The sequence below is a fragment of the Streptomyces sp. NPDC001828 genome (genome assembly GCF_042892175.1).
GTDB lineage: Bacteria > Actinomycetota > Actinomycetes > Streptomycetales > Streptomycetaceae > Streptomyces.
Genome location: NZ_JBIATV010000009.1, coordinates 1 through 17,895, shown reverse-complemented (window position 1 = coordinate 17,895; position 17,895 = coordinate 1). Strand labels below are relative to the sequence as shown.

The 17,895-nt window shown below is 73.8% G+C and carries 16 protein-coding genes and 1 rRNA gene; 4 read left to right on the top strand and 13 right to left on the bottom strand.

The genetic code is table 11. From position 1 onward, the window contains the following. Positions 1 to 10 precede the first annotated feature (10 nt). Positions 11 to 1,648, top strand: coding sequence for a PucR family transcriptional regulator (locus tag ACFYZA_RS24110; protein WP_382596748.1), 1,638 nt, complete (start codon positions 11 to 13; stop codon positions 1,646 to 1,648). A gap of 22 nt (positions 1,649 to 1,670) precedes the next feature. Here the strand turns inward: ACFYZA_RS24110 and ACFYZA_RS24105 are convergent, their stop codons facing one another. From ACFYZA_RS24105 to recN, 3 genes are all read right to left on the bottom strand, one after another. Then, entirely contained in the window at positions 1,671 to 2,750 is a 1,080-nt protein-coding gene (locus ACFYZA_RS24105) for a glycosyltransferase family 4 protein (protein ID WP_382596750.1), read from the bottom strand. 370 nt (positions 2,751 to 3,120) lie between these two features. Further along, positions 3,121 to 3,849, bottom strand: a complete 729-nt coding sequence (locus tag ACFYZA_RS24100; RefSeq protein ID WP_388492726.1) for a hypothetical protein — start codon at positions 3,847 to 3,849, stop codon at positions 3,121 to 3,123. 42 nt (positions 3,850 to 3,891) lie between these two features. Then, positions 3,892 to 5,610 (bottom strand): DNA repair protein RecN, encoded by a 1,719-nt coding sequence (recN, locus tag ACFYZA_RS24095; RefSeq protein ID WP_388492959.1) that lies wholly within the window; start codon positions 5,608 to 5,610, stop codon positions 3,892 to 3,894. A 181-nt stretch (positions 5,611 to 5,791) separates the two neighbouring features. Between recN and ACFYZA_RS24090 the strand changes: the two genes are divergently transcribed. Then, on the top strand, positions 5,792 to 7,144 hold the full coding sequence (locus ACFYZA_RS24090) for an FtsX-like permease family protein (protein WP_382596754.1): 1,353 nt from the start codon (positions 5,792 to 5,794) through the stop codon (positions 7,142 to 7,144). Positions 7,145 to 7,165: 21 nt separating this feature from the next. Here the strand turns inward: ACFYZA_RS24090 and ACFYZA_RS24085 are convergent, their stop codons facing one another. From ACFYZA_RS24085 to ACFYZA_RS24075, 3 genes are read right to left on the bottom strand one after another with little or no spacing between them, the layout of a single operon-like run. Next, positions 7,166 to 8,095 carry an NAD kinase gene (locus ACFYZA_RS24085; protein ID WP_382596756.1) on the bottom strand — a complete coding sequence of 310 codons (930 nt, stop codon included), beginning with the start codon at positions 8,093 to 8,095 and terminating at the stop codon, positions 7,166 to 7,168. Further along, on the bottom strand, positions 8,092 to 8,907 hold the full coding sequence (locus ACFYZA_RS24080; RefSeq protein ID WP_388492724.1) for a TlyA family RNA methyltransferase: 816 nt from the start codon (positions 8,905 to 8,907) through the stop codon (positions 8,092 to 8,094). Before ACFYZA_RS24080 ends, ACFYZA_RS24085 begins: the two co-directional genes overlap by 4 nt. Positions 8,908 to 8,956: 49 nt before the next feature. Beyond that, positions 8,957 to 9,244, bottom strand: coding sequence for a hypothetical protein (locus ACFYZA_RS24075; RefSeq protein WP_382596761.1), 288 nt, complete (start codon positions 9,242 to 9,244; stop codon positions 8,957 to 8,959). 42 nt (positions 9,245 to 9,286) lie between these two features. Here ACFYZA_RS24075 and ACFYZA_RS24070 point away from each other — a divergent pair, with 42 nt between their 5' ends. Beyond that, positions 9,287 to 9,634 (top strand): SCP2 sterol-binding domain-containing protein, encoded by a 348-nt coding sequence (locus tag ACFYZA_RS24070; RefSeq protein WP_382596763.1) that lies wholly within the window; start codon positions 9,287 to 9,289, stop codon positions 9,632 to 9,634. Between the two features lie 124 nt (positions 9,635 to 9,758). On the opposite strand, the gene ACFYZA_RS24065 is transcribed toward ACFYZA_RS24070, so the two are convergent. The 4 genes from ACFYZA_RS24065 to ACFYZA_RS24050 all read right to left on the bottom strand — a co-directional run bounded on the left by ACFYZA_RS24065 (position 9,759) and on the right by ACFYZA_RS24050 (position 13,793). After that, on the bottom strand, positions 9,759 to 10,559 hold the full coding sequence (locus ACFYZA_RS24065) for an ABC transporter ATP-binding protein (RefSeq protein ID WP_382596765.1): 801 nt from the start codon (positions 10,557 to 10,559) through the stop codon (positions 9,759 to 9,761). 68 nt (positions 10,560 to 10,627) lie between these two features. Continuing rightward, positions 10,628 to 11,602 carry a FecCD family ABC transporter permease gene (locus ACFYZA_RS24060; RefSeq protein WP_382596783.1) on the bottom strand — a complete coding sequence of 325 codons (975 nt, stop codon included), beginning with the start codon at positions 11,600 to 11,602 and terminating at the stop codon, positions 10,628 to 10,630. A gap of 50 nt (positions 11,603 to 11,652) precedes the next feature. Then, complete coding sequence (locus ACFYZA_RS24055) at positions 11,653 to 12,708, bottom strand: iron chelate uptake ABC transporter family permease subunit (protein WP_382596785.1); 1,056 nt, start codon at positions 12,706 to 12,708, stop codon at positions 11,653 to 11,655. 56 nt (positions 12,709 to 12,764) lie between these two features. After that, positions 12,765 to 13,793, bottom strand: a complete 1,029-nt coding sequence (locus ACFYZA_RS24050) for an HAD-IIA family hydrolase (protein ID WP_388492721.1) — start codon at positions 13,791 to 13,793, stop codon at positions 12,765 to 12,767. 72 nt (positions 13,794 to 13,865) lie between these two features. Between ACFYZA_RS24050 and ACFYZA_RS24045 the strand changes: the two genes are divergently transcribed. After that, on the top strand, positions 13,866 to 15,149 hold the full coding sequence (locus ACFYZA_RS24045; RefSeq protein WP_382596769.1) for a DUF1015 domain-containing protein: 1,284 nt from the start codon (positions 13,866 to 13,868) through the stop codon (positions 15,147 to 15,149). A gap of 154 nt (positions 15,150 to 15,303) precedes the next feature. Here the strand turns inward: ACFYZA_RS24045 and ACFYZA_RS24040 are convergent, their stop codons facing one another. The 3 genes from ACFYZA_RS24040 to rrf form a co-directional block, all read right to left on the bottom strand. Then, positions 15,304 to 16,188 carry a hypothetical protein gene (locus ACFYZA_RS24040; protein ID WP_388492720.1) on the bottom strand — a complete coding sequence of 295 codons (885 nt, stop codon included), beginning with the start codon at positions 16,186 to 16,188 and terminating at the stop codon, positions 15,304 to 15,306. Continuing rightward, positions 16,173 to 17,588 (bottom strand): hypothetical protein, encoded by a 1,416-nt coding sequence (locus ACFYZA_RS24035; protein ID WP_388492719.1) that lies wholly within the window; start codon positions 17,586 to 17,588, stop codon positions 16,173 to 16,175. The genes ACFYZA_RS24040 and ACFYZA_RS24035 overlap by 16 nt, the downstream gene beginning before the upstream one ends. Positions 17,589 to 17,803: 215 nt before the next feature. Then, positions 17,804 to 17,895, bottom strand: a 5S ribosomal RNA gene (gene rrf / locus ACFYZA_RS24030); the annotation flags it as partial.

The window sequence follows — 17,895 nt, the reverse complement described above, 5'->3', positions numbered from 1 at the left end:
GGTGGGCGCGATGGACACGCAGGGCGGGATCACCGTGCAGCGGGCCCTTGAGCTGCCGGGGCTGCGCGGCGGCCTCCCCGAGGTCGTCGCCGGCGCCGAGCGGCTCCAGCGCACGGTGCGCTGGGTGCACGCCGGCGAGGTGCCCAACATCGCCTCGCTCCTCAAGGGCGGCGAGCTGCTCCTGACCACCGGGCTCGGCCTCGGCTCCCGTCCCGCCGAGCAGCGCGCGTTCGTGCGCCGGCTCGCCGACCGGGGCATCGCGGCCCTGGTCGTCGAGCTCGGCCCGCGCTTCGCCCGCCTTCCGGCCACCCTCGTCGAGACCGCGCGGTCGGCCGGTCTCCCGCTGGTCCAGCTGCACCGCGAGGTGCCGTTCGTGGCGGTGACCGAGGAGATCCACACCGAGATCGTCAACGGCCACTACGCCCTGCTGCAACGCGCCGAGGAGGTCCACCGGCGCTGCACCGGAGCACTCCTCGGCGGCGGCGGAATCCCCCAAGTACTCGGCATCCTGGCCGACTTCACCGCCAACCCGGTCTTCCTCGAAACCCCCGACGGCCAGCTCCTGTACGCCGCCGCCTGCGATTCCGGCGAGGCGGCGGCCGACCCCCTCCAGGTCTGGGAGGGGCTGCGCGGCCAGCGCGAGGCCCGCGCCTCGGGGCCGCCGACGGGCGCGGTCCTGGTCGACGTGCCGGGCGGCGGCCACGGCGTGGGCTCGGTACGGGCCCGCCTCGCGCTGCTCGCGGTCGGCCCGCCGCTGCTTCCGGTGCACCGGATGGCGGCCGAGCGGGCGGCGGGCATCCTCGCCGTCGTCCTCATGCAGGCCCGCCAGGAGGAGGAGCTGGCCGCGCGCGGCCGCGGCGACTTCCTGACCGACCTCGCCGAGGGCCGCATCACCCCCGAGGACGCCCCGGCGCAGGCCAAGGTCCTCGGCTTCAAGCCCGGTGACGGGCCGCTCCTGCCGGTCGTGATGCGCCTCGCATCCGAACTGGCCCCGACGGGCAACTGGGCGGTCCTGGCGAGGGCGGTCCTCGAAGAGCTGTCGTCGGTCGGCGTGCCGGTCCTGCTCGGCGTACGCCCCGTCGAGGGCCGGGTGCCGCTGCTGCTCGGCCTTCGCTCGGAGCCGGAGCGCACCGCGGTCGCCGACCGGGTCGCCGCCGCGCTGCGGGCGGGTGTCGAACGGGCCGGGCTGATGGGCGCGCGGGCCGGGACGCAGCCGGTGGTCGTGGTCGGGGTGGCGGGCGGCTGGGCGGCGGCCGGCGCCGGGCTCCGGCACGCGGCGGAGACGGCGGCCGCGGCCCAGGGCCTGCCCGAGCGGCCCTGGTACGACGCCCGCCGCCTCGACATCGACCTCCTCCTGTGGCGGCTGCGCGAACACCCCGACCTGGCGGCATTCGTGGAGCGGGCGATCGGCCCCCTCCAGGCCCACGACCGGGCCTCGCGCCCGCCCCTGCTGCCCACCCTGGAGACGTACCTCGCGCACGCGGGCCGCAAGGCGGAGACCGCCCGCGAGCTCCACCTCAACCGGCAGACCCTCTACAACCGCCTGGCCCGCATCGGGGACCTCCTGGGCACGGATCTGGACGACCCGCAGACGGTGCTGGCCCTGTCGCTCGCGCTGCGGGCCCGCCGGCACGCGGCGGGCCAGTAGGGGCGTACCGCCCACGAGCGGCTCAGGCGCCCGCCAACTCGTCGTACACGGCGAGGACTTGGGCCACCGTCTCGTCCTCGGTGGGCCAGGTCCCGGCCTGCGCCCGCCCCGCATCGGCCAGCGCGCGGCGGGCCCCGGGATCCGCGAGGAGGCCCACGACCGCGCCCGCCAGCGCCCCGGCGTCCCCGTACGGCACGAGCAGCGCCGCGTCCCCGACCAGCTCGGGCACCCCGCCCACCGCCGTCGCGACCAGCGGCACGCCCAGGCGCAGCGCCTCCTGGGCGAGCAGCGAGCGGGCCTCCCAGCGGCTGGGCAGGACCGCGACATCGGCGGCGGAGAGCAGCTCGGTGATGTCGTCGCGCCGCCCCACGAGCCGCACCGGCAGGGCCTCCGCCTCGATGCGCCGCTGGAGCGCGGACCGGCCGGGCCCCTCCCCCGCGATGACGAGCAGCGGCGCCGGGTCGAGGTCGCGCCAGGTGCGGGCGGCGTCCAGGAGCACGTCATAACCGCGGTGGGCGACCAGACTGCCCACCGCCATGAGCAACGGCCGGTCCACGGCGCCGAGTTCGGCCCGCGCCTTGCCGTCGAGGAACCCGGCGGCGAGGCGGGGCGCGGGGACCGAGACCGGGGCGAGCCGGGCGTCGCGGGCGCCTCGGCTGCGCGCCCGGTCGACGAGGTCGGACGACGTGGCGAGGACCACCGCCGCGGCCCGCGAGACCCTGCGCTCCACCAGACGCAGTACCTGGCCACGGGCTCCCTCGGCGTGCGCGCGGGTGTGCCAGGTGACGACCAGCGGGACGCCCTTGCGGCCGCGCAGCGCGAGGGCGGCGCGGACGGCGGCGTGCAGCCCGTGCGCGTGCACCACGTCCGCGTCGGCGCAGGCGGCCCGCAGCGCGCCGACCGCCGCCGGGTCGCCGCGCCGCGAGACCGGCACGAAACGGGCCCCGGCGGCGGGGAAGTCGTACTCCCGCTCCAGTTCGGCGGGGGCGCAGACGGTGACGCGCACCCCCCGCGCGACCAGACCGGCCGCGAGCGACCTGACATGTGCGCTGCTGCCCGCACTGCCCCCGCCCAGCACTTGCACCGTACGCAGCTGTGACACGTGAACAGGCTCCCGGAGCGGCCGAGTCGGTGGGCGGAGGTCGGTGTTTCCCGGCCAAGGATGCCAGTCCGCACGGGCGTTCCGGGACCGTCCGGGGGTTCCTCCCGTGTCGTGCCGGGAAGATCACCGCACCGGAAACACCCCCACGGGTGAACCTGGGAGGCGGGGGCGGGCCCGTGCCCCGTGCGGCTGGGCCGCGATGCCCACGACCGCCCGCGCCACAGCCCCCAGAAGGGGCGCGGGGAACCGCGCGCCCGGCCACGCACGGCCCGCGGCCGAACCCGCCGGCGCCGACGCGGCCGAACCCCACACCCGCACCGCGGCCGAACCCGCAACCGCTCTGCCGACAGCCGCAGGCGCAGCCGCTCGCTCAGCGGGAGCGGGATATGCGGAACTCCGCCCACGCGGCCACCGCGAGCAGTCCGGCGGCATGCAGGGCGAGACCGGCGCGCCCGTTACCCTCGGCGATGGCGACCCCGAGCGCCGCACCCAGCGCGTGAGCCCCACTGTCACCGATCATCGTGCGTTCGCCGAGGTCATCGGCGAGCACGGCCACGGCCGCTCCCATCGGCACGGCCGCCTCGGCACCGCGCAGCAGGCCGGGGGCGGCGAGCGCGAGCACGGCTCCGGTGGCGCGGCCGGGCCGCAGGTCCACCAGGTTGACGAGGTGCGCGGATCCGGCCACGACCACCCCGGCGAGCACCTTGTCCAGGGGCCGCTCCTTGAGCAGCGCCCCGGCCACCAGCGCGCCCCCGCCGATCCCGATCAACTTGACGGATCCGCTGGTGACTTCGCCCTTCCGCAGCGCCGAGAGGTGGTCGCGGAAGCCGCGTCGGTGGTCCTTGTGGAGATCGTCGTATGCCCCGCACAGCGCGCCCGCCCCGACCGCGAACAGCCCGGCCGCCCGGGTGGGCAGGGTCGCGCTCCCGGCGAGCGTGCCGAGTGCGACGGCGGGCCCGGAGTACAGGTCGACACTGCGCCCCGCGTAGTTCGTGCGCCGGAAGCGCTCGTCGCGTCGGGTCCGCAGCCCCGCGTAGACGCCCCGCGCCACCACGCCGGCCACCCCGAATGCCCTGATCCCGCGCCCTGTTCCAGCCATACGGGTCACCCTACGAGAGGCGCGGGGCGACCCGGACAGGCCCTATCCGTCGGCGCGGGCGGTGGCGAGGAGTTCCTCGGCGTGCGCCCGGGCCGTCTCCGAGTCCTCCTGGCCCGCCAGCATCCGCGACAGCTCGCGCACCCGGTTCTCGCCCTCCAGGACGGTGACGCCGGACCGGGTCACGGTGCCGTCGTTGGTCTTCTCGACCAGGAGCTGACGGTCGGCGAACGCGGCCACCTGCGGCAGATGGGTCACCACCACGACCTGCGCCGACTTGGCGAGCTTGGCGAGCCGGCGGCCGATCTCGACCGCCGCCTTGCCGCCGACGCCCGCGTCGACCTCGTCGAAGAGGTAGGTCGGCACCGGGTCCGTGCCCGCGAAGACGACCTCCACCGCGAGCATCACCCGCGAGAGCTCACCGCCGGACGCGCCCTTGGCGATCGGCCGGGCCGGTGCGCCCGGGTGCGGGGCCAGCAGCAACTCGACCTCGTCGGCGCCGGTCGGCCCGTACGCCACGGTCCGCCCGCCCACCTCCACACCCTCGGGGTCCTCGCTCTGGCCGACCGCGAACGAGACGCGCGCGTGCGGCATCGCGAGGGAGGCGAGTTCGGCGGTGACGGCCTCGGCGAACCGGGCCGCGGCCTCGGTCCGGGCGTCCGTCAACTCCTGCGCCAGGAGCGACAGTTCACCGCGCAGCCCGTCCCGCTCGGCCGTCAGCTGCTCGATCCGGTCGTCGTCGCCGTCCAGTTCGGTCAGCCGGGCCGCGCCCTCCTGCGCCCAGGCGAGCACGGCCGTGATGTCCTCGCCGTACTTGCGGGTGAGGGCGGTCAGGGCGGCCCGGCGCTCCTCGACGGCGGCCAGCCGCAGCGGGTCGGCGTCCAGGTCGTCGGCGTATCCGGCGAGTTCGCCGGCCACGTCACCGAGCAGGATCGCGACCTCGCCGATGCGTTCGGCGAGCGCCGCGAGCGCCGGGTCGTGGGACCGTACGCTCTCCAGGGCCCGGTGCGCGCCGGCGACCAGGGTCGCCCCGTCCACGCTCTCGGGGTCCTCCGGGTTCCCGGCCAGGGCCGCGTGCGCGAGGGCCGCGGCCGATGCGAGGGCCTCGGCGTGCCCGAGCCGCTCGGCCTCGGCCGCGAGTTCGGCGTCCTCGCCCGGCAGCGGCTCGACGGCGGCGATCTCGTCGAGCCCGAACCGCAGCAGATCGGCCTCCTGGGCACGCTCGCGCGCCCGGGTGATCAGCTCCTCCAGCTCGACGGCCACGGCCCGCAGCCTCCGGTAGGCCCCGGCGTACTTGGCGAGCGGGCCCGCCACCGCGTCCCCGGCGTACCGGTCGAGGGCCTCGCGCTGCCGGGCCGGACGCAGCAGGCCCTGCTGGTCGGTCTGGCCGTGCACCGCGACGAGTTCGTCGGCGAGTTCGGCGAGCACCCCGACCGGCACCGACCGGCCGCCGAGGAACGCCCGGGAGCGCCCCTCCGCGGAAACGGTACGGCTCACGAGCAGCGTGCCGTCGTCCAGCTCGGCCCCGGCCTCCTCGGCCCGCAGCACCGCCGAGCTGCCGGGCCGCAGCGCGATCCGGCCCTCGACGACCGCCGCCTTGGCGCCGATCCGCACCAGGGCGGGGTCGGCGCGTCCGCCGAGCAGCAGCCCCAGGCTGGTGACGACCATGGTCTTGCCCGCGCCGGTCTCGCCGGTCACCGCGGTGAAACCGGGTGACAGCTCCACGACAGCGTCGTCGATGACCCCGAGCGACCGTATCCGCATCTCCTCCAACACGGACACGACCTTACGAGGTCCAGAGCCCTGTGTGCGACGCCCCCCGTGCCGTCACCCTCTCGTGGAGCCCTCTCGTGGAGCCCGGACCGCCGTTGCGGGGGAAAACCCCAGCATGATCGGGAGGCCCGCCGGATGGTCCCGGCACCACCCCCGACGGGAGCCTTGCCGCATGAGTACAGGACTGGCCCACTGCGCCCTGCGCGGCCACCGCCCGGCGTTCGTCGGCACGTTCGTGGCGGCGCTGTTCGCGGCGACCGTGGTGAGCGCGTCGATGACCCTTCTCCTCAGCACGTCGGCGGACGGCCTGTCCCCGGGCGCCCGTGCCGAGATGTCGGCCCATGGCATAGGCGACATGGCGGTCGTGATGCTCATCGGCTCCATCTACATGTCGATCTTCGTGATCGCCTCGACGATGGGCACCGCGGTGACCCAGCAGCACCGCGAGTTCGCCCTGGTGCGGGCCATCGGAGCCCGGCCCCGGCAGGTGCGGCGGGCCGTGGTGGCCCAGGCGGTCGCCGCCGCCGTACCGGCCGCGGCGGGCGGGTTCCTGCTCGGCGGCGGGCTGTTGAGCCGGGTCTGGTTCACGGGGCTGCGCGAGCACGGCCTGATCCCGGCCGAGGTGACGTACCGCTTCACCTGGTGGGCGCTGCCGGTCTGTCTCGCCGTCGCCGTGGTCACCTCCGCGCTCGCCGCGTTCCTGGCCGCGCTGCGCTTCTCGGTCCTGCGTCCGGCACGGGCCCTGGAGGAGGCGTCGGCGGGCCGGCGCGGGCTCGGCAGGGTACGGGCCCCGCTGGGCGTGCTCGCGGTGGCGGGCGGCGCCGCCCTGTCGGTGACGCTGGCCCGGCAGTCCTCGGACGACGCGGCACAGGCCTCGTTCCTCGTCCTGCTGCTGTTCTGCGCCGGTGCGGGCCTGCTCGGCCCGAAGGTGGTGGGCCCGGCCGCCCGGCTCGTCTCGGCGCCGGCCCGCGGGTTCGGCGGCAGCGCCCGCCTGGCGATGCTCAACGTCCGCTCGCAGCCGCGCCGCTTCTCGGCCGCGGTGGTCCCGCTGGTCCTGGTCACGGGCTTCGGCCTCACCAAGATCGCGATGCATACGACGGCGGCCCACTACACCGGTTCGGCGGGCAGCCCGGGCGAGGTCTGGCTCGACTACTTCGGTACGGGCCTCTACGCCGGCTTCGCCGCGATCGCGGCGGCCAACACACTGGCGATGATCTCCTTCGAGCGCCGCCGCGACATCGCCCTGCTCCGCGTGGTGGGCACGCTGCCCCGGCAGGTCCGCTCGATGGCCGCGTGGGAGGCCGGCATCGTCGCGGCCACGGCTCTGGTGCTCGGCGCGGTGATCGCGCTCGCGACCCTGGCCCCGATGCTGGTGGCCGCGTTCGGCTCGTGGATCCCGTTCCTGCCGTGGCCGACCGCGCTCGCCATCACGGGCGGCACGCTCGTCCTCACGCTGCTCGCCACGGGGATCCCGGTGCGCGCGGCGCTGCGGCGGCGGGCGATCAGGACGCTGGCCCTGTCCTGAGGCCCGCCGCGCGCGGACCGATCAGTGCGGCGCGCCGCGCCAACCCGACACCGGCAGGGCGAACTTGGCGACGAGCCGGTCGGTGAACGAGGCGTGGTGCAGCCGGGCGAGCCGTACCGGAACGGCTCCTCGCCGCACCTCCACCCGCGCGCCCGAAGGGAGTTCGACCGTACGGCGACCGTCGCACCACAGCACGCCGTGCGGGGTGCCCGGCTGGACCTCGACCGCGAGGACCGAGGTCGGCGAGGTGACCAGCGGCTTGGCGAACAGGGCGTGCGCGCTGATCGGGACCATGAGCAGCGCCTCGACCTCGGGCCACACCACGGGCCCGCCGGCCGAGAAGGCGTAGGCGGTCGAACCGGTCGGGGTCGCGCACACGATGCCGTCGCAGCCGAACCCGGTCACCGGACGGCCGTCGATCTCCAGGACGACCTCCAGCATCCGCTCGGGCGACACCTTCTGGACGGCGGCCTCGTTCAGCGCCCAGTCCTCGTGCACCACATCGCCGTTGTTGTGCACGACGACGTCGAGCGTCATGCGCTCCTCGACCTCGTAGGCCCGGGTCACGACCCGGTCGACGACCTTGTCGAGGTCGTCGCGCTCGGCCTCCGCGAGGAAGCCGACCCGGCCCAGGTTGACGCCGAGCATCGGCACGCCGGACGCCCGGGCGAGCTCGGCGCCGCGCAGCAGCGTGCCGTCGCCGCCGAGGACGATGAGCAGTTCACAGGCGTCGAGGCACTCGGGGGTGGCGTCCTCGACGATGTCCGCCTCGGCGGGCAGCGGCAGATCGGCCGCCTCCGCCCGCAGCACCCGCACGCCGAGGCCGCTGCGCAGCAGCCCCCGCACGACCAGCTCCGCACTGCGGATGGCGGCGGGTCTTCCGGTGTGCGCGAGCAGGAACACGGTACGGGTCGCCGTACCGCTCTCCGGGGTGTTCTCCAACGAGCTCACTGAGGTCCCTCCGCCACCGCGCGTTCCACGTCCGCGGGATCCAGTGCGGGCGCCCCGGCCCGCAGCCACAGAAAGTACTCGACGTTGCCGGAGGGCCCGGGCAGCGGGCTCGCGGTGACCCCGACCACGCCGTGGCCGAGCCCGGCCGCCTGGGCCGCCACGGTCCGCACGGTCTCGGCCCGCAGCTCGGGGCTGCGCACGACGCCGCCGCTGCCGAGCCGCTCCTTGCCGATCTCGAACTGCGGCTTGACCATGAGGACCAGGTCCGCGTCGGGCGCCGAGCAGCGCACCAGGGCGGGCAGGACCAGGCCGAGCGCGATGAAGGAGAGGTCGCCCACGACGAGGTCGGCGGGCTGTCCGTCGAGGTCGTCGAGCGTCAACTCGCGTACGTTCGTACGGTCCTTCACGGTGACCCGGTCGTCGCTCTGCAGGGACCAGGCGAGCTGTCCGTAACCGACGTCGACGGCGACCACGTGGCCGGCTCCGGCGCGCAGCAGCACGTCGGTGAAGCCGCCGGTGGAGGCGCCCGCGTCGAGCGCCCGGCGGCCCTCGACCTTCAGGCCCCGCGGGACGAAGGCCGCGAACGCCCCGGCGAGCTTGTGCCCGCCGCGCGACACGTAGTCCGGATCGCTGTCGTCCTCGACGACGACGATGGCGGCAGCGGTCTCGACCTGGGTCGCGGACTTCGTGGCGACGGTCTTGCCGACGCTCACCCGCCCCGCGGCGATCAGCTGGGCGGCGTGCTCCCGCGACCGCGCGAGTTTCCGGCGCACCAGCTCGGCGTCGAGGCGGCGGCGTGCCACTCCTGCCACGTTCGGTTCAGCTCCTGTAGTCGTAGTTCGTCGACGGTCCGGCGGACCGCTAGGGCCGTTGACCGGCCAACGGCCGGACCGGCCCGGAGGTTCCCCCCTGGCCGGCGTCCAACGCGGTCAGCGCGTCGCGCAGCCCCCGGTGTACATCCTCGTACACCTCCAGGTGGCCGTCCGTACCGAGGTGATCCACGTCCCCGAGCCGCTCGACGAGGGCGTCGGTGTCGGCGTCGCCGGTGGGCGTACGGGCCACGCCCAGCGGAAGGGGCCCGCCCGCCTCGGGTTCCGTCCGGGATTCCACCTCGGGTTCCGCCTCGGGGCCCGGCATCGAGTCGCTCATGCCAAGACGCTACCGCGAAGCCCTGGGGTACGGTCGGTCACGATGGCGACCATGGAGGAGTGCCGCGACGCACTCGACAGACTTTCGGACAACCTGGCCCGCGCGCGGGGCGACGTGCGCGCCGCGGCCACCCTTGACCGCTCGCTGAGCTGCCACATCACGGACCTGGACGTCACGTTCGCGGGCCGGCTGCGGGGCGGCCGCATCGAGGTCCTCGACACGGCGCCGGGACGCCCCCGCGAGAAGGCCCAGATCCGCCTGGCGATGAAGGGCGACGACCTGGTCGCCCTGGTCGCCGGCGACCTGAACTTCGCGAAGGCGTGGGCCTCGGGCCGAGTCCGCCTGGAAGCGGGACTACGAGACCTCCTCCACCTCCGCACCCTGCTCTGACCGGGGCCGTTCGCGCAGTTCCCCGCGCCCCTGAAAGCCCCGGGTACGGGCGAACGGGGGGCTGCGGGGCACAGCCCCCAGGAGACCAGCTCACCCACCCGCACAGGGGCGGGGCGGGGAAGACTCAGCCCACCAGCGCGGAGCGACGCGGCGCGGCCGGCACCACGAGCGGCGTCCCCGTCTCCGGATCCGGGATCACCTGACACCGCACCCCGAACACCCGCTCCACCAGCTCCGCCGTGACCACGGAAGACGGCGGCCCCTCGGCCACCACCTCCCCGTCCCGCATGGCAATGAGGTGAGAGGCATACCGCGCGGCCTGGTTGAGATCGTGGAGCACGGCCACCAGCGTCCGGCCCTGCGACTCATGGAGCTCCGCACAGAGATCCAGCACCTCGATCTGGTGCTGGATGTCCAGGAACGTCGTCGGCTCGTCGAGCAACAGCAGCGGCGTCTGCTGAGCCAGCGCCATGGCGATCCAGACGCGCTGGCGCTGCCCACCGGACAGCTCGTCGACGTACCGCTCCCCCAGTCCCCCGACCCCCGTCGCCTCCATGGACTCCTGGACGATCCGCTCGTCCTCGGGCGACCACTGCCGCAGCAGCCCCTGGTGGGGGTAGCGCCCGCGCGCCACGAGGTCGCCCACCGTGATCCCGTCCGGCGCGATGGACGACTGCGGAAGCAGCCCGAGGGTCCGCGCCACCTTCTTCGCGGGCAGCGAGTGGATGGTCTGCCCGTCGAGCAGCACCCGCCCCTCGCTGGGCTTGAGCATCCGGGACAGGGCCCGCAGCAGGGTGGACTTACCGCAGGCGTTGGGCCCGACGATCACCGTGAAGGAGTGGTCCGGGATCTCGACCGACAGGTCCTTGGCGATCACCCGCTGGTCGTAGCCGAGGGTGACCGACTCCGCGCTGAGGCGCTGCATGCTCGTACTCCTGCCAGAAGAACCGGAAGCCGTAAGGGAGTTGGGGGTTGGGGTCGCGGGACGACGGCTCATATCCGGCCCGCCCGGCGCTCGGTGACCAGGAGCCACAGCAGGTAGACGCCGCCGACCATGCCGGTCAGGACCCCCACCGGCAGCGTGCTCTCGCCGAACAGCCGCTGCGCACCCCAGTCGGCGACGACCAGCAGGGCCGCGCCCATGCAGGCCGACGCGAGGATGTTCGGCCCGGTGGCCCGGGTGAGGCGGCGGGCCAGCTGCGGCGCGGTCAGCGCCACGAAGGAGATGGGCCCGGCGGCCGCCGTCGCCGAGGCGTTGAGCAGCACGGCACAGAGCATCAGGACGGTGCGGGTGCGCTGCACCGGCACGCCGAGCGCGTACGCCGCGTCGTCGCCCATCTCCAGCATCCTGAGCGGCCGCCCGTAGGCGAGTACCACCGGAAGCAGCACCACGAACAGCACGAGCAGCGGCCAGACCTGCGCCCAGTCGCGCCCGTCGAGGGAGCCGGTGAGCCAGACCATCGCGCGGGTGGCGTCGACCAGGGTGGACTTGGTGAGGAGGTAGTGGATGCCGGCGGTGAGCATCGCGGCCGCGCCGATGCCGACGAGCACCAGCCGGTAGCCGTGTACGCCCTTCTTCCACGCGAGGAGGTAGACGGCGAGGCCGGTGGCGAGGCCGCCGGCGAGCGCCCCGAAGGAGACGGCGACCGTGCCGCCGTGGAAGAACACGATGACGGTGAGCGCGCCGACCGAGGAGCCCTGGCCGAAGCCGATGACGTCCGGACTGCCCAGCGGATTGCGGGAGATGGACTGGAACAGCGCCCCCGAGATCCCGAGCGAGGCCCCCACCAGGAGCGCCACGAGCACGCGCGGCAGCCGCAGTTCGTTGATGATGAAGTCCTGCGCCGGGGTGCCGGAGCCGAGCAGACCGCTGATCACGTCGGCGGGCGGGATCGTGAAGTCGCCGGTGCCGATCAGGACCACGGCGGCCGCGAGCGCCACCACCACGAGCCCGCCGACCACGGCCATCGCGCGCGGCTCGGCCCGCAGCGAGAAGCCGCCGGGGATGCGTATCGCCTTCACAGCTGGGCCATCCTCTTGCGCCGTACGAGACAGATGAAGACGGGCCCGCCGATGAGCGCCGTGACGATGCCGACCTGGAGCTCGGCGGGCCGGGTGACGACCCGGCCGACCACGTCGGAGCCGAGCAGCAGCACGGGCGAGAGCACGGCCGCGTACGGCAGGATCCACCGCAGGTCGGGCCCGGTGATGGCGCGCACGATGTGCGGGACCATGAGCCCGATGAACACGATGGGCCCGCAGGCGGCGGTCGCCGCCCCGCACAGCAGGGTGATCACGACCATCGACAGGACACGGGTACGGGTCAGCCGGGCGCCGAGCGCGCGGGCGGTGTCGTCGCCCATGGCCATCGCGTTCAGCGGCCGCGCGAGCAGCAGGGCGACGACGACACCGGCCAGGATGAACGGCGCGACCTTGGTGACGGTCGCCATGTCCGCCGCGGCCAGCGAGCCGACCTGCCAGAACCGGAGCTGGTTGAGGGCGGCCGAGTCGGTGAGCTGCACGGCGTTGATGTAGCCGTAGAGCGCGGCGCTCGCGGCCGTTCCGGCGAGCGCGAGCCGCACGGGTGTGGCGGCCCGGCTGCCGCCGAGGAGGTACACCGCCGCCGACACGACGCCCGCGCCCAGGAACGCGAACCACACATATCCGGTGAGGGAGTTGACCCCGAGGAAGCTGATGGCGGACACCACGGCGGCGGCCGCTCCCGCGTTGACGCCGAGGATGCCGGGTTCGGCGAGCGGGTTGCGGGTGAGGGCCTGCATGACCGCTCCGGCGAGCCCGAGCGCGGCCCCGACGAGCAGTCCGAGCAGCGTCCGCGGCACCCGTACGTCATGAACGAGGACGTCGTTGGCGGTGCCCGAGGCGTGGAAGAGGCCGTGCCAGACATCCCCGAGCGGCATGGGTTTCGCGCCGACCGCGATGCTCGCGACGGCGACGAGCGCGAGCACGCCCACGGACGCGAACAGACCCGCGGCGCGCAGCGTACGGCGTTTCGCGGTCGGGGCCGGGGGCGCGGACGTGGTCCCGTCGCGCTGCTGAGGGGGGCTGTCTACCAACACGCAGGTTAGGTTAGCCTACCCTGCACTTCACTTGCGGCGCCCCCGGCCCGGGCTCAAAGGCCCAGGCGCTCAAGCACCTTCGCCGCGTCCAGCTCGCAGGCCCCGTCCCCGGCGTGGCTCCAGGCGGCCGCGCACAGCGCCCGCAGCCCGTCCAGCGCCTCCCCGTCCCCGTCGAGGGCGAACTCCCCGTCCGTCACGGAAGCGGTCCAGCCGCCGCACGCGAACCGGCCGCCCTCGCCCTTCACCTCGGACTGCCCGGTCAGCAGGCCGCGCAGGTCCGCGTCGACATAGGTGGGCCGGTGCTCGGGCCGCGCGGCCAGGAGCTGGGCGCCGTCCGTCACCCCGGTCAGCACGAGCAGCGAGTCCACCTTGCCGTTGGAGGCACCCTCGATGTCCGTGTCGAGCCGGTCCCCGACCACCAGCGGCTTCTTGGCGCCGGTCCGCAGCACCGTCTCGCGGTGCATCGGGGGCAGCGGCTTGCCCGCGACCTGGGGCTCGGCTCCGGTCGCGATGCGCACGACCTCGACCGCGGCGCCGTTGCCGGGCGCGATGCCCCGCCCGCTGGGAATGGTCAGATCGGTGTTGGAAGCGAACCACGGCACCCCGCGAGCCACCGCGTAGGAGGCCTCCGCGAACCGCGACCAGGTGATGTCCGGACCCCCGTAGCCCTGCACCACGGCGGCCGGATCGTCGTCCGCCGACTCCACCGGGACCAGCCCGCGCTCCACGAGGGCGACCCGCAGCCCCTCGCCACCGATGAGCAACACCCTTGATCCCTGCGGGAGTTGATCGGAGACGAGCCGTGCCACCGCCTGCGCCGAGGTGATCACATCGCCCGCCTCGGCGGGCACCCCGAGCTCGGTCAGGTGCTCGGCCACCGCGTCCGGTGTCCGCAGCGCGTTGTTCGTCACGTACGCGAGGTGCATCCCGCCGTCCCGCGCCTCGGCCAGCGCGTCCACGGCATGGGCGATGGCCTCGCCACCCGCGTAGACGACCCCGTCCAGATCCAGCAGCGCCGTGTCGTACGCCTCGCTCAGCGCCCGCTCGCTGCCGCTCGTCATGATCCGGCCGGTCTGGCTCATCCTCATCCACTCCTCTTTCGATGCTCTGCCCCCGATCATCGCGCATACCCGTCTCCCACATACGATGCACAGATGAGCACAACTGGGCGTGCGGACCTCGGGCTGCGCCTGATCCCGTTCCGCGGACTGCGCTATGTTCCCGAGCGGGTGGGCAGCCTCGCGGCGGTGACCTCACCGCCGTACGACGTAGTCGTACGCCCCGACGGGCTGCTGCACCTGGAGTCGGCGGACCCGTACAACATCGTCCGGCTGATCCTTCCGCAGGCCTCCTCACCGGCCGCCCGCAACCAGAAGGCCGCCCTGACCCTGGACGACTGGCTCGACGAGGGCGTCCTCGCGCCCGACCCCGTGCCCGCCCTCTACGTGTACGAGCAGGAGGGCGACGGCATCCTGCAACGCGGGCTGATCGGCGCGCTCGCCCTCTCCGAACCGGCCGAGGGCATCGTCCTGCCGCACGAGGACGTGATGCCGCACGTCGTCGAGGACCGCGCGGCCCTCATGCGGACCACCGCCGCCCATCTCGAACCGCTGCTCCTGACCTACCAGGGCAGCAGCACCCCGCCCGGCGCGACCGCCGTCATCGACCGCGCCATCCTGCGCGAACCGCTGCTGCGCACCACCACGGAGGACGGATTCCGCCACCGGCTGTGGGCACTCACGGATCCGGCCGATCTCGCGGAGGTGCAGGCCGACCTCGCGGCGCACCAGGCCGTGATCGCCGACGGCCACCACCGGTGGGCCACCTATCTGCGCCTGCGCGACGAACAGAGCTCGCCGGGCCCCTGGGACTTCGGCCTCGTGCTCCTGGTGGACACGGCCCGCTATCCGCTGCGGGTCCGCGCGATCCACCGCCTCCTGCACCGGCTCCCGGTGTCCAAGGCCCTCGCGGCGGTCACCGAGTCCGGCGCCTTCCGCGTCCGCACCCTCGACGTGCCGCTCGCCGGCGCCTTGGAGACGCTCGCCGAAGCGGCCGCGCGGGGCAACGCGTTCCTCCTCGCGGGCGACGGCCGCTTCCACCTCCTGGACCACCCGGACGAGGCCCTGCTCGCCCGCACGATCCGCGCCGACCGGCCCCCGGCCTGGCGCTCCCTCGACGCGACGGTCCTGCACTCGACCCTGCTCGACGAGATCTGGCACACGCCGGACACCCCGGACGAGATCGCGTACATCCACGACACGGCCGCGACGGTCGAGCAGGCGGAACGCCACGGCAAGACGGCGGTCCTGATGCATCCGGTACGCGAGGAGGTCGTCCGGGACCTGGCCCGCCAGGGCGTCACGATGCCCCGCAAGTCGACCTCCTTCGGCCCGAAGCCGGCGACGGGCCTGGTCCTGCGCAGCCTGACGGTGAACTGACCGCCGAACGGCGAGCGGGACGAGAGGCGAAACGAAAAGAGGCGGTGCCCCGGATGGGGCACCGCCTCTCTCGCTCAACTACCGGCTGACAACTGACCATTCGCAGAAGCCAGTTGTCAGCTATCAGCTATCGGCTGTCAAACACCGTCATCTGTCAGGCGTTCTTCTCGCCCTCGACCGGCTGGACCGGCTCGGCCGACGGAACGGACTCGGCCGACACGGCGGACTCGGACTCGCCCGGCGCGGGCTCCACCAGGTCGGCGTCGACGATCTCGGCGGCGCGCACGACGTCGGTGTCGTCGCCCTCGAAGTCGTCCTCCTCCTCGCCCTCGTCGTCGAAGTCGGGCTCGTCCTCGACATCGGCGCGCGGCGCGTCGATGTCGCCGTCCACGTCCTCGTCGTCCTCGACCATGGCGTCGACGAAGTCGACACCGTCGAGCTCGGCGAGCCGGTCGGAGGCGTCGGTCGAACCGTCCTTGTCCGCCTCGAGAGCCTTGGCGAACCACTCACGGGCCTCGTCCTCACGCGTGGCCGCCAGCAGCGCATCGGCGTAGGCGTAGCGCAGGCGCGCGGTCCACGGCTGTACGGAGTTCGACGCGAGCTCGGGGCTCTGCAGGGTCACGATGGCGGCGTCGAGCTGCCCCATGTCCCGGCGCGCACCGGCCGCGACCAGGCGCATCTCGACCTGTCCGGCCTTGTCGAGCTTCTGCACCTCGGGCTCGCCGGCCATGGCAAGCGCCCGCTCGGGACGGCCGAGACCGCGCTCGCAGTCCGCCATGACGGGCCACAGCTCCACGGTGCCGGTCATCCGACGCGCCGCACGGAACTCCGCGAGCGCCTCCGAGTACTTCTGCGTGGCGTACGCGGCGAAGCCTGCGGCCTCGCGAACGGCGGCCACGCGGGAGGCGAGCCGCAGCGCGATGCGGGAGTAGGCGTAGGCCTGCTCGGGGTCCTCGTCGATGAGCCGCGCCACCATGACCAGGTTGCTCGCGACGTCCTCGGCGAGACCCTTGGGCAGGCTCATCAGCTCCTGGCGCACATCGGCGTCGATCTCGTCGCCGGTGATGTCCTCGTCGATCGGCAGCCGCTTGATGGGCTCACGGTCGCGGTCCCGGTCGTCCCGACGCCCGAAGCCACCACGGTCGTCACGGCCACGGTCGCCCCGGTCGTCGCGCCCACGGTACCCACCGCGGTCACCCCGGTCGTCACGCCCACGGAATCCGCCACGGTCGTCGTCCCGGCGCGGGGCCGGACGGCTGTCATCGCGGCGGCCGTAGCCACCACGGTCGTCATCACGACGGGGAGCCGGACGGCTGTCATCGCGACGGAAACCGCCGCCACCGCCACGGTTGTCATCGCGACGGAACCCACCACGGTCATCGTCCCGGCGCGGAGCCGGACGGCTGTCATCGCGACGACCGTAGCCACCACGGTCGTCATCACGACGGGGAGCCGGACGGCTGTCGTCACGACGCCCGTACGAGCTACCGCCACCACGGTTGTCATCACGACGGAAACCACCGCCGCCACCGCCGCCACGGTTGTCATCGCGACGGAAGCCACCACGGTCGTCATCACGACGCGGGGCCGGACGGCTGTCATCGCGACGACCGTAGCCACCACCGGAAGAGCCACCACGGTTGTCGTCGCGACGGCCGTAGGAGCCACCGCCGCCACCGCGATTGTCGTCGCGGCGGAAGCCGCCACGGTCGTCGTCACGACGCGGAGCCGGACGGCTGTCATCGCGGCGGAAACCGCCGCCACCACCACGGTTGTCGTCGCGGCGGAAACCACCACGGTCGTCATCACGACGCGGGGCCGGACGGCTGTCATCGCGACGACCGTAGCCACCACGGTCGTCATCACGACGGGGAGCCGGACGGCTGTCGTCACGACGCCCGTACGAGCTACCGCCACCACGGTTGTCATCACGACGGAAACCACCGCCGCCACCGCCACGGTTGTCGTCACGACGGAAACCACCACGGTCGTCATCACGACGCGGGGCCGGACGGCTGTCGTCACGACGACCGTAGCCACCACCGGAAGACCCACCACGGTTGTCATCGCGGCGGAAACCGCCGCCACCGCCACGGTTGTCGTCACGGCGGAAACCACCACGGTCGTCATCACGACGCGGGGCCGGACGGCTGTCGTCACGACGACCGTAGCCACCACCGGAAGTGTCGTCACGACGGAAACCACCGCCGCCACCGCCACGGTTGTCATCGCGACGGAACCCACCACGGTCGTCATCACGACGCGGGGCGGGACGGTCTTCACGGCGGCCGAACGAGCTGCCACCGCCGGCGGGGCGACCGCCGCGGTCGTCGCGGCGGGGGTAACCACCGCCGGAGGAGCCACCACGACTGTCGTCACGACGCCCGCCGTAACCGCCCCGGTCGTTGTCGCGACGCGGACCGCGGTCGTCTCGACCACCGCGGTAGCCGCCCCGGTCGCCACCGTCCTGACGGCGCGGCTCGCGCTCCGGACGGTCGTCGGGAGAGTTGGTGGGCATCGTGACTCCTAGTCTTCGGGTACTGCAGTCATTCTCGCGCAGTCGGCTGCCCGACGCGCTTCGGCAAAGAAAAGCGGAAAAACAAAAGGACCCTTGGTCCCAGCGTGAACGCTGGGACCAAGGGTCCTGAAATATTGTTCGGCGGCGTCCTACTCTCCCACAGGGTCCCCCCTGCAGTACCATCGGCGCTGAAAGGCTTAGCTTCCGGGTTCGGAATGTAACCGGGCG

What these genes read in the sequence shown, in the direction of transcription:
- ACFYZA_RS24110 (WP_382596748.1), top strand. Translation starts at nt 11, where the DNA reads ATGGACACGCAGGGCGGGATCACCGTGCAGCGGGCCCTTGAGCTGCCG.
- ACFYZA_RS24100 (WP_388492726.1), bottom strand. Translation starts at nt 3,849, where the DNA reads ATGGCTGGAACAGGGCGCGGGATCAGGGCATTCGGGGTGGCCGGCGTG.
- recN (WP_388492959.1), bottom strand. Translation starts at nt 5,610, where the DNA reads ATGCGGATACGGTCGCTCGGGGTCATCGACGACGCTGTCGTGGAGCTG.
- ACFYZA_RS24090 (WP_382596754.1), top strand. Translation starts at nt 5,792, where the DNA reads ATGAGTACAGGACTGGCCCACTGCGCCCTGCGCGGCCACCGCCCGGCG.
- ACFYZA_RS24075 (WP_382596761.1), bottom strand. Translation starts at nt 9,244, where the DNA reads ATGAGCGACTCGATGCCGGGCCCCGAGGCGGAACCCGAGGTGGAATCC.
- ACFYZA_RS24070 (WP_382596763.1), top strand. Translation starts at nt 9,287, where the DNA reads ATGGCGACCATGGAGGAGTGCCGCGACGCACTCGACAGACTTTCGGAC.
- ACFYZA_RS24065 (WP_382596765.1), bottom strand. Translation starts at nt 10,559, where the DNA reads ATGCAGCGCCTCAGCGCGGAGTCGGTCACCCTCGGCTACGACCAGCGG.
- ACFYZA_RS24060 (WP_382596783.1), bottom strand. Translation starts at nt 11,602, where the DNA reads ATGGCCGTGGTCGGCGGGCTCGTGGTGGTGGCGCTCGCGGCCGCCGTG.
- ACFYZA_RS24050 (WP_388492721.1), bottom strand. Translation starts at nt 13,793, where the DNA reads ATGAGCCAGACCGGCCGGATCATGACGAGCGGCAGCGAGCGGGCGCTG.
- ACFYZA_RS24045 (WP_382596769.1), top strand. Translation starts at nt 13,866, where the DNA reads ATGAGCACAACTGGGCGTGCGGACCTCGGGCTGCGCCTGATCCCGTTC.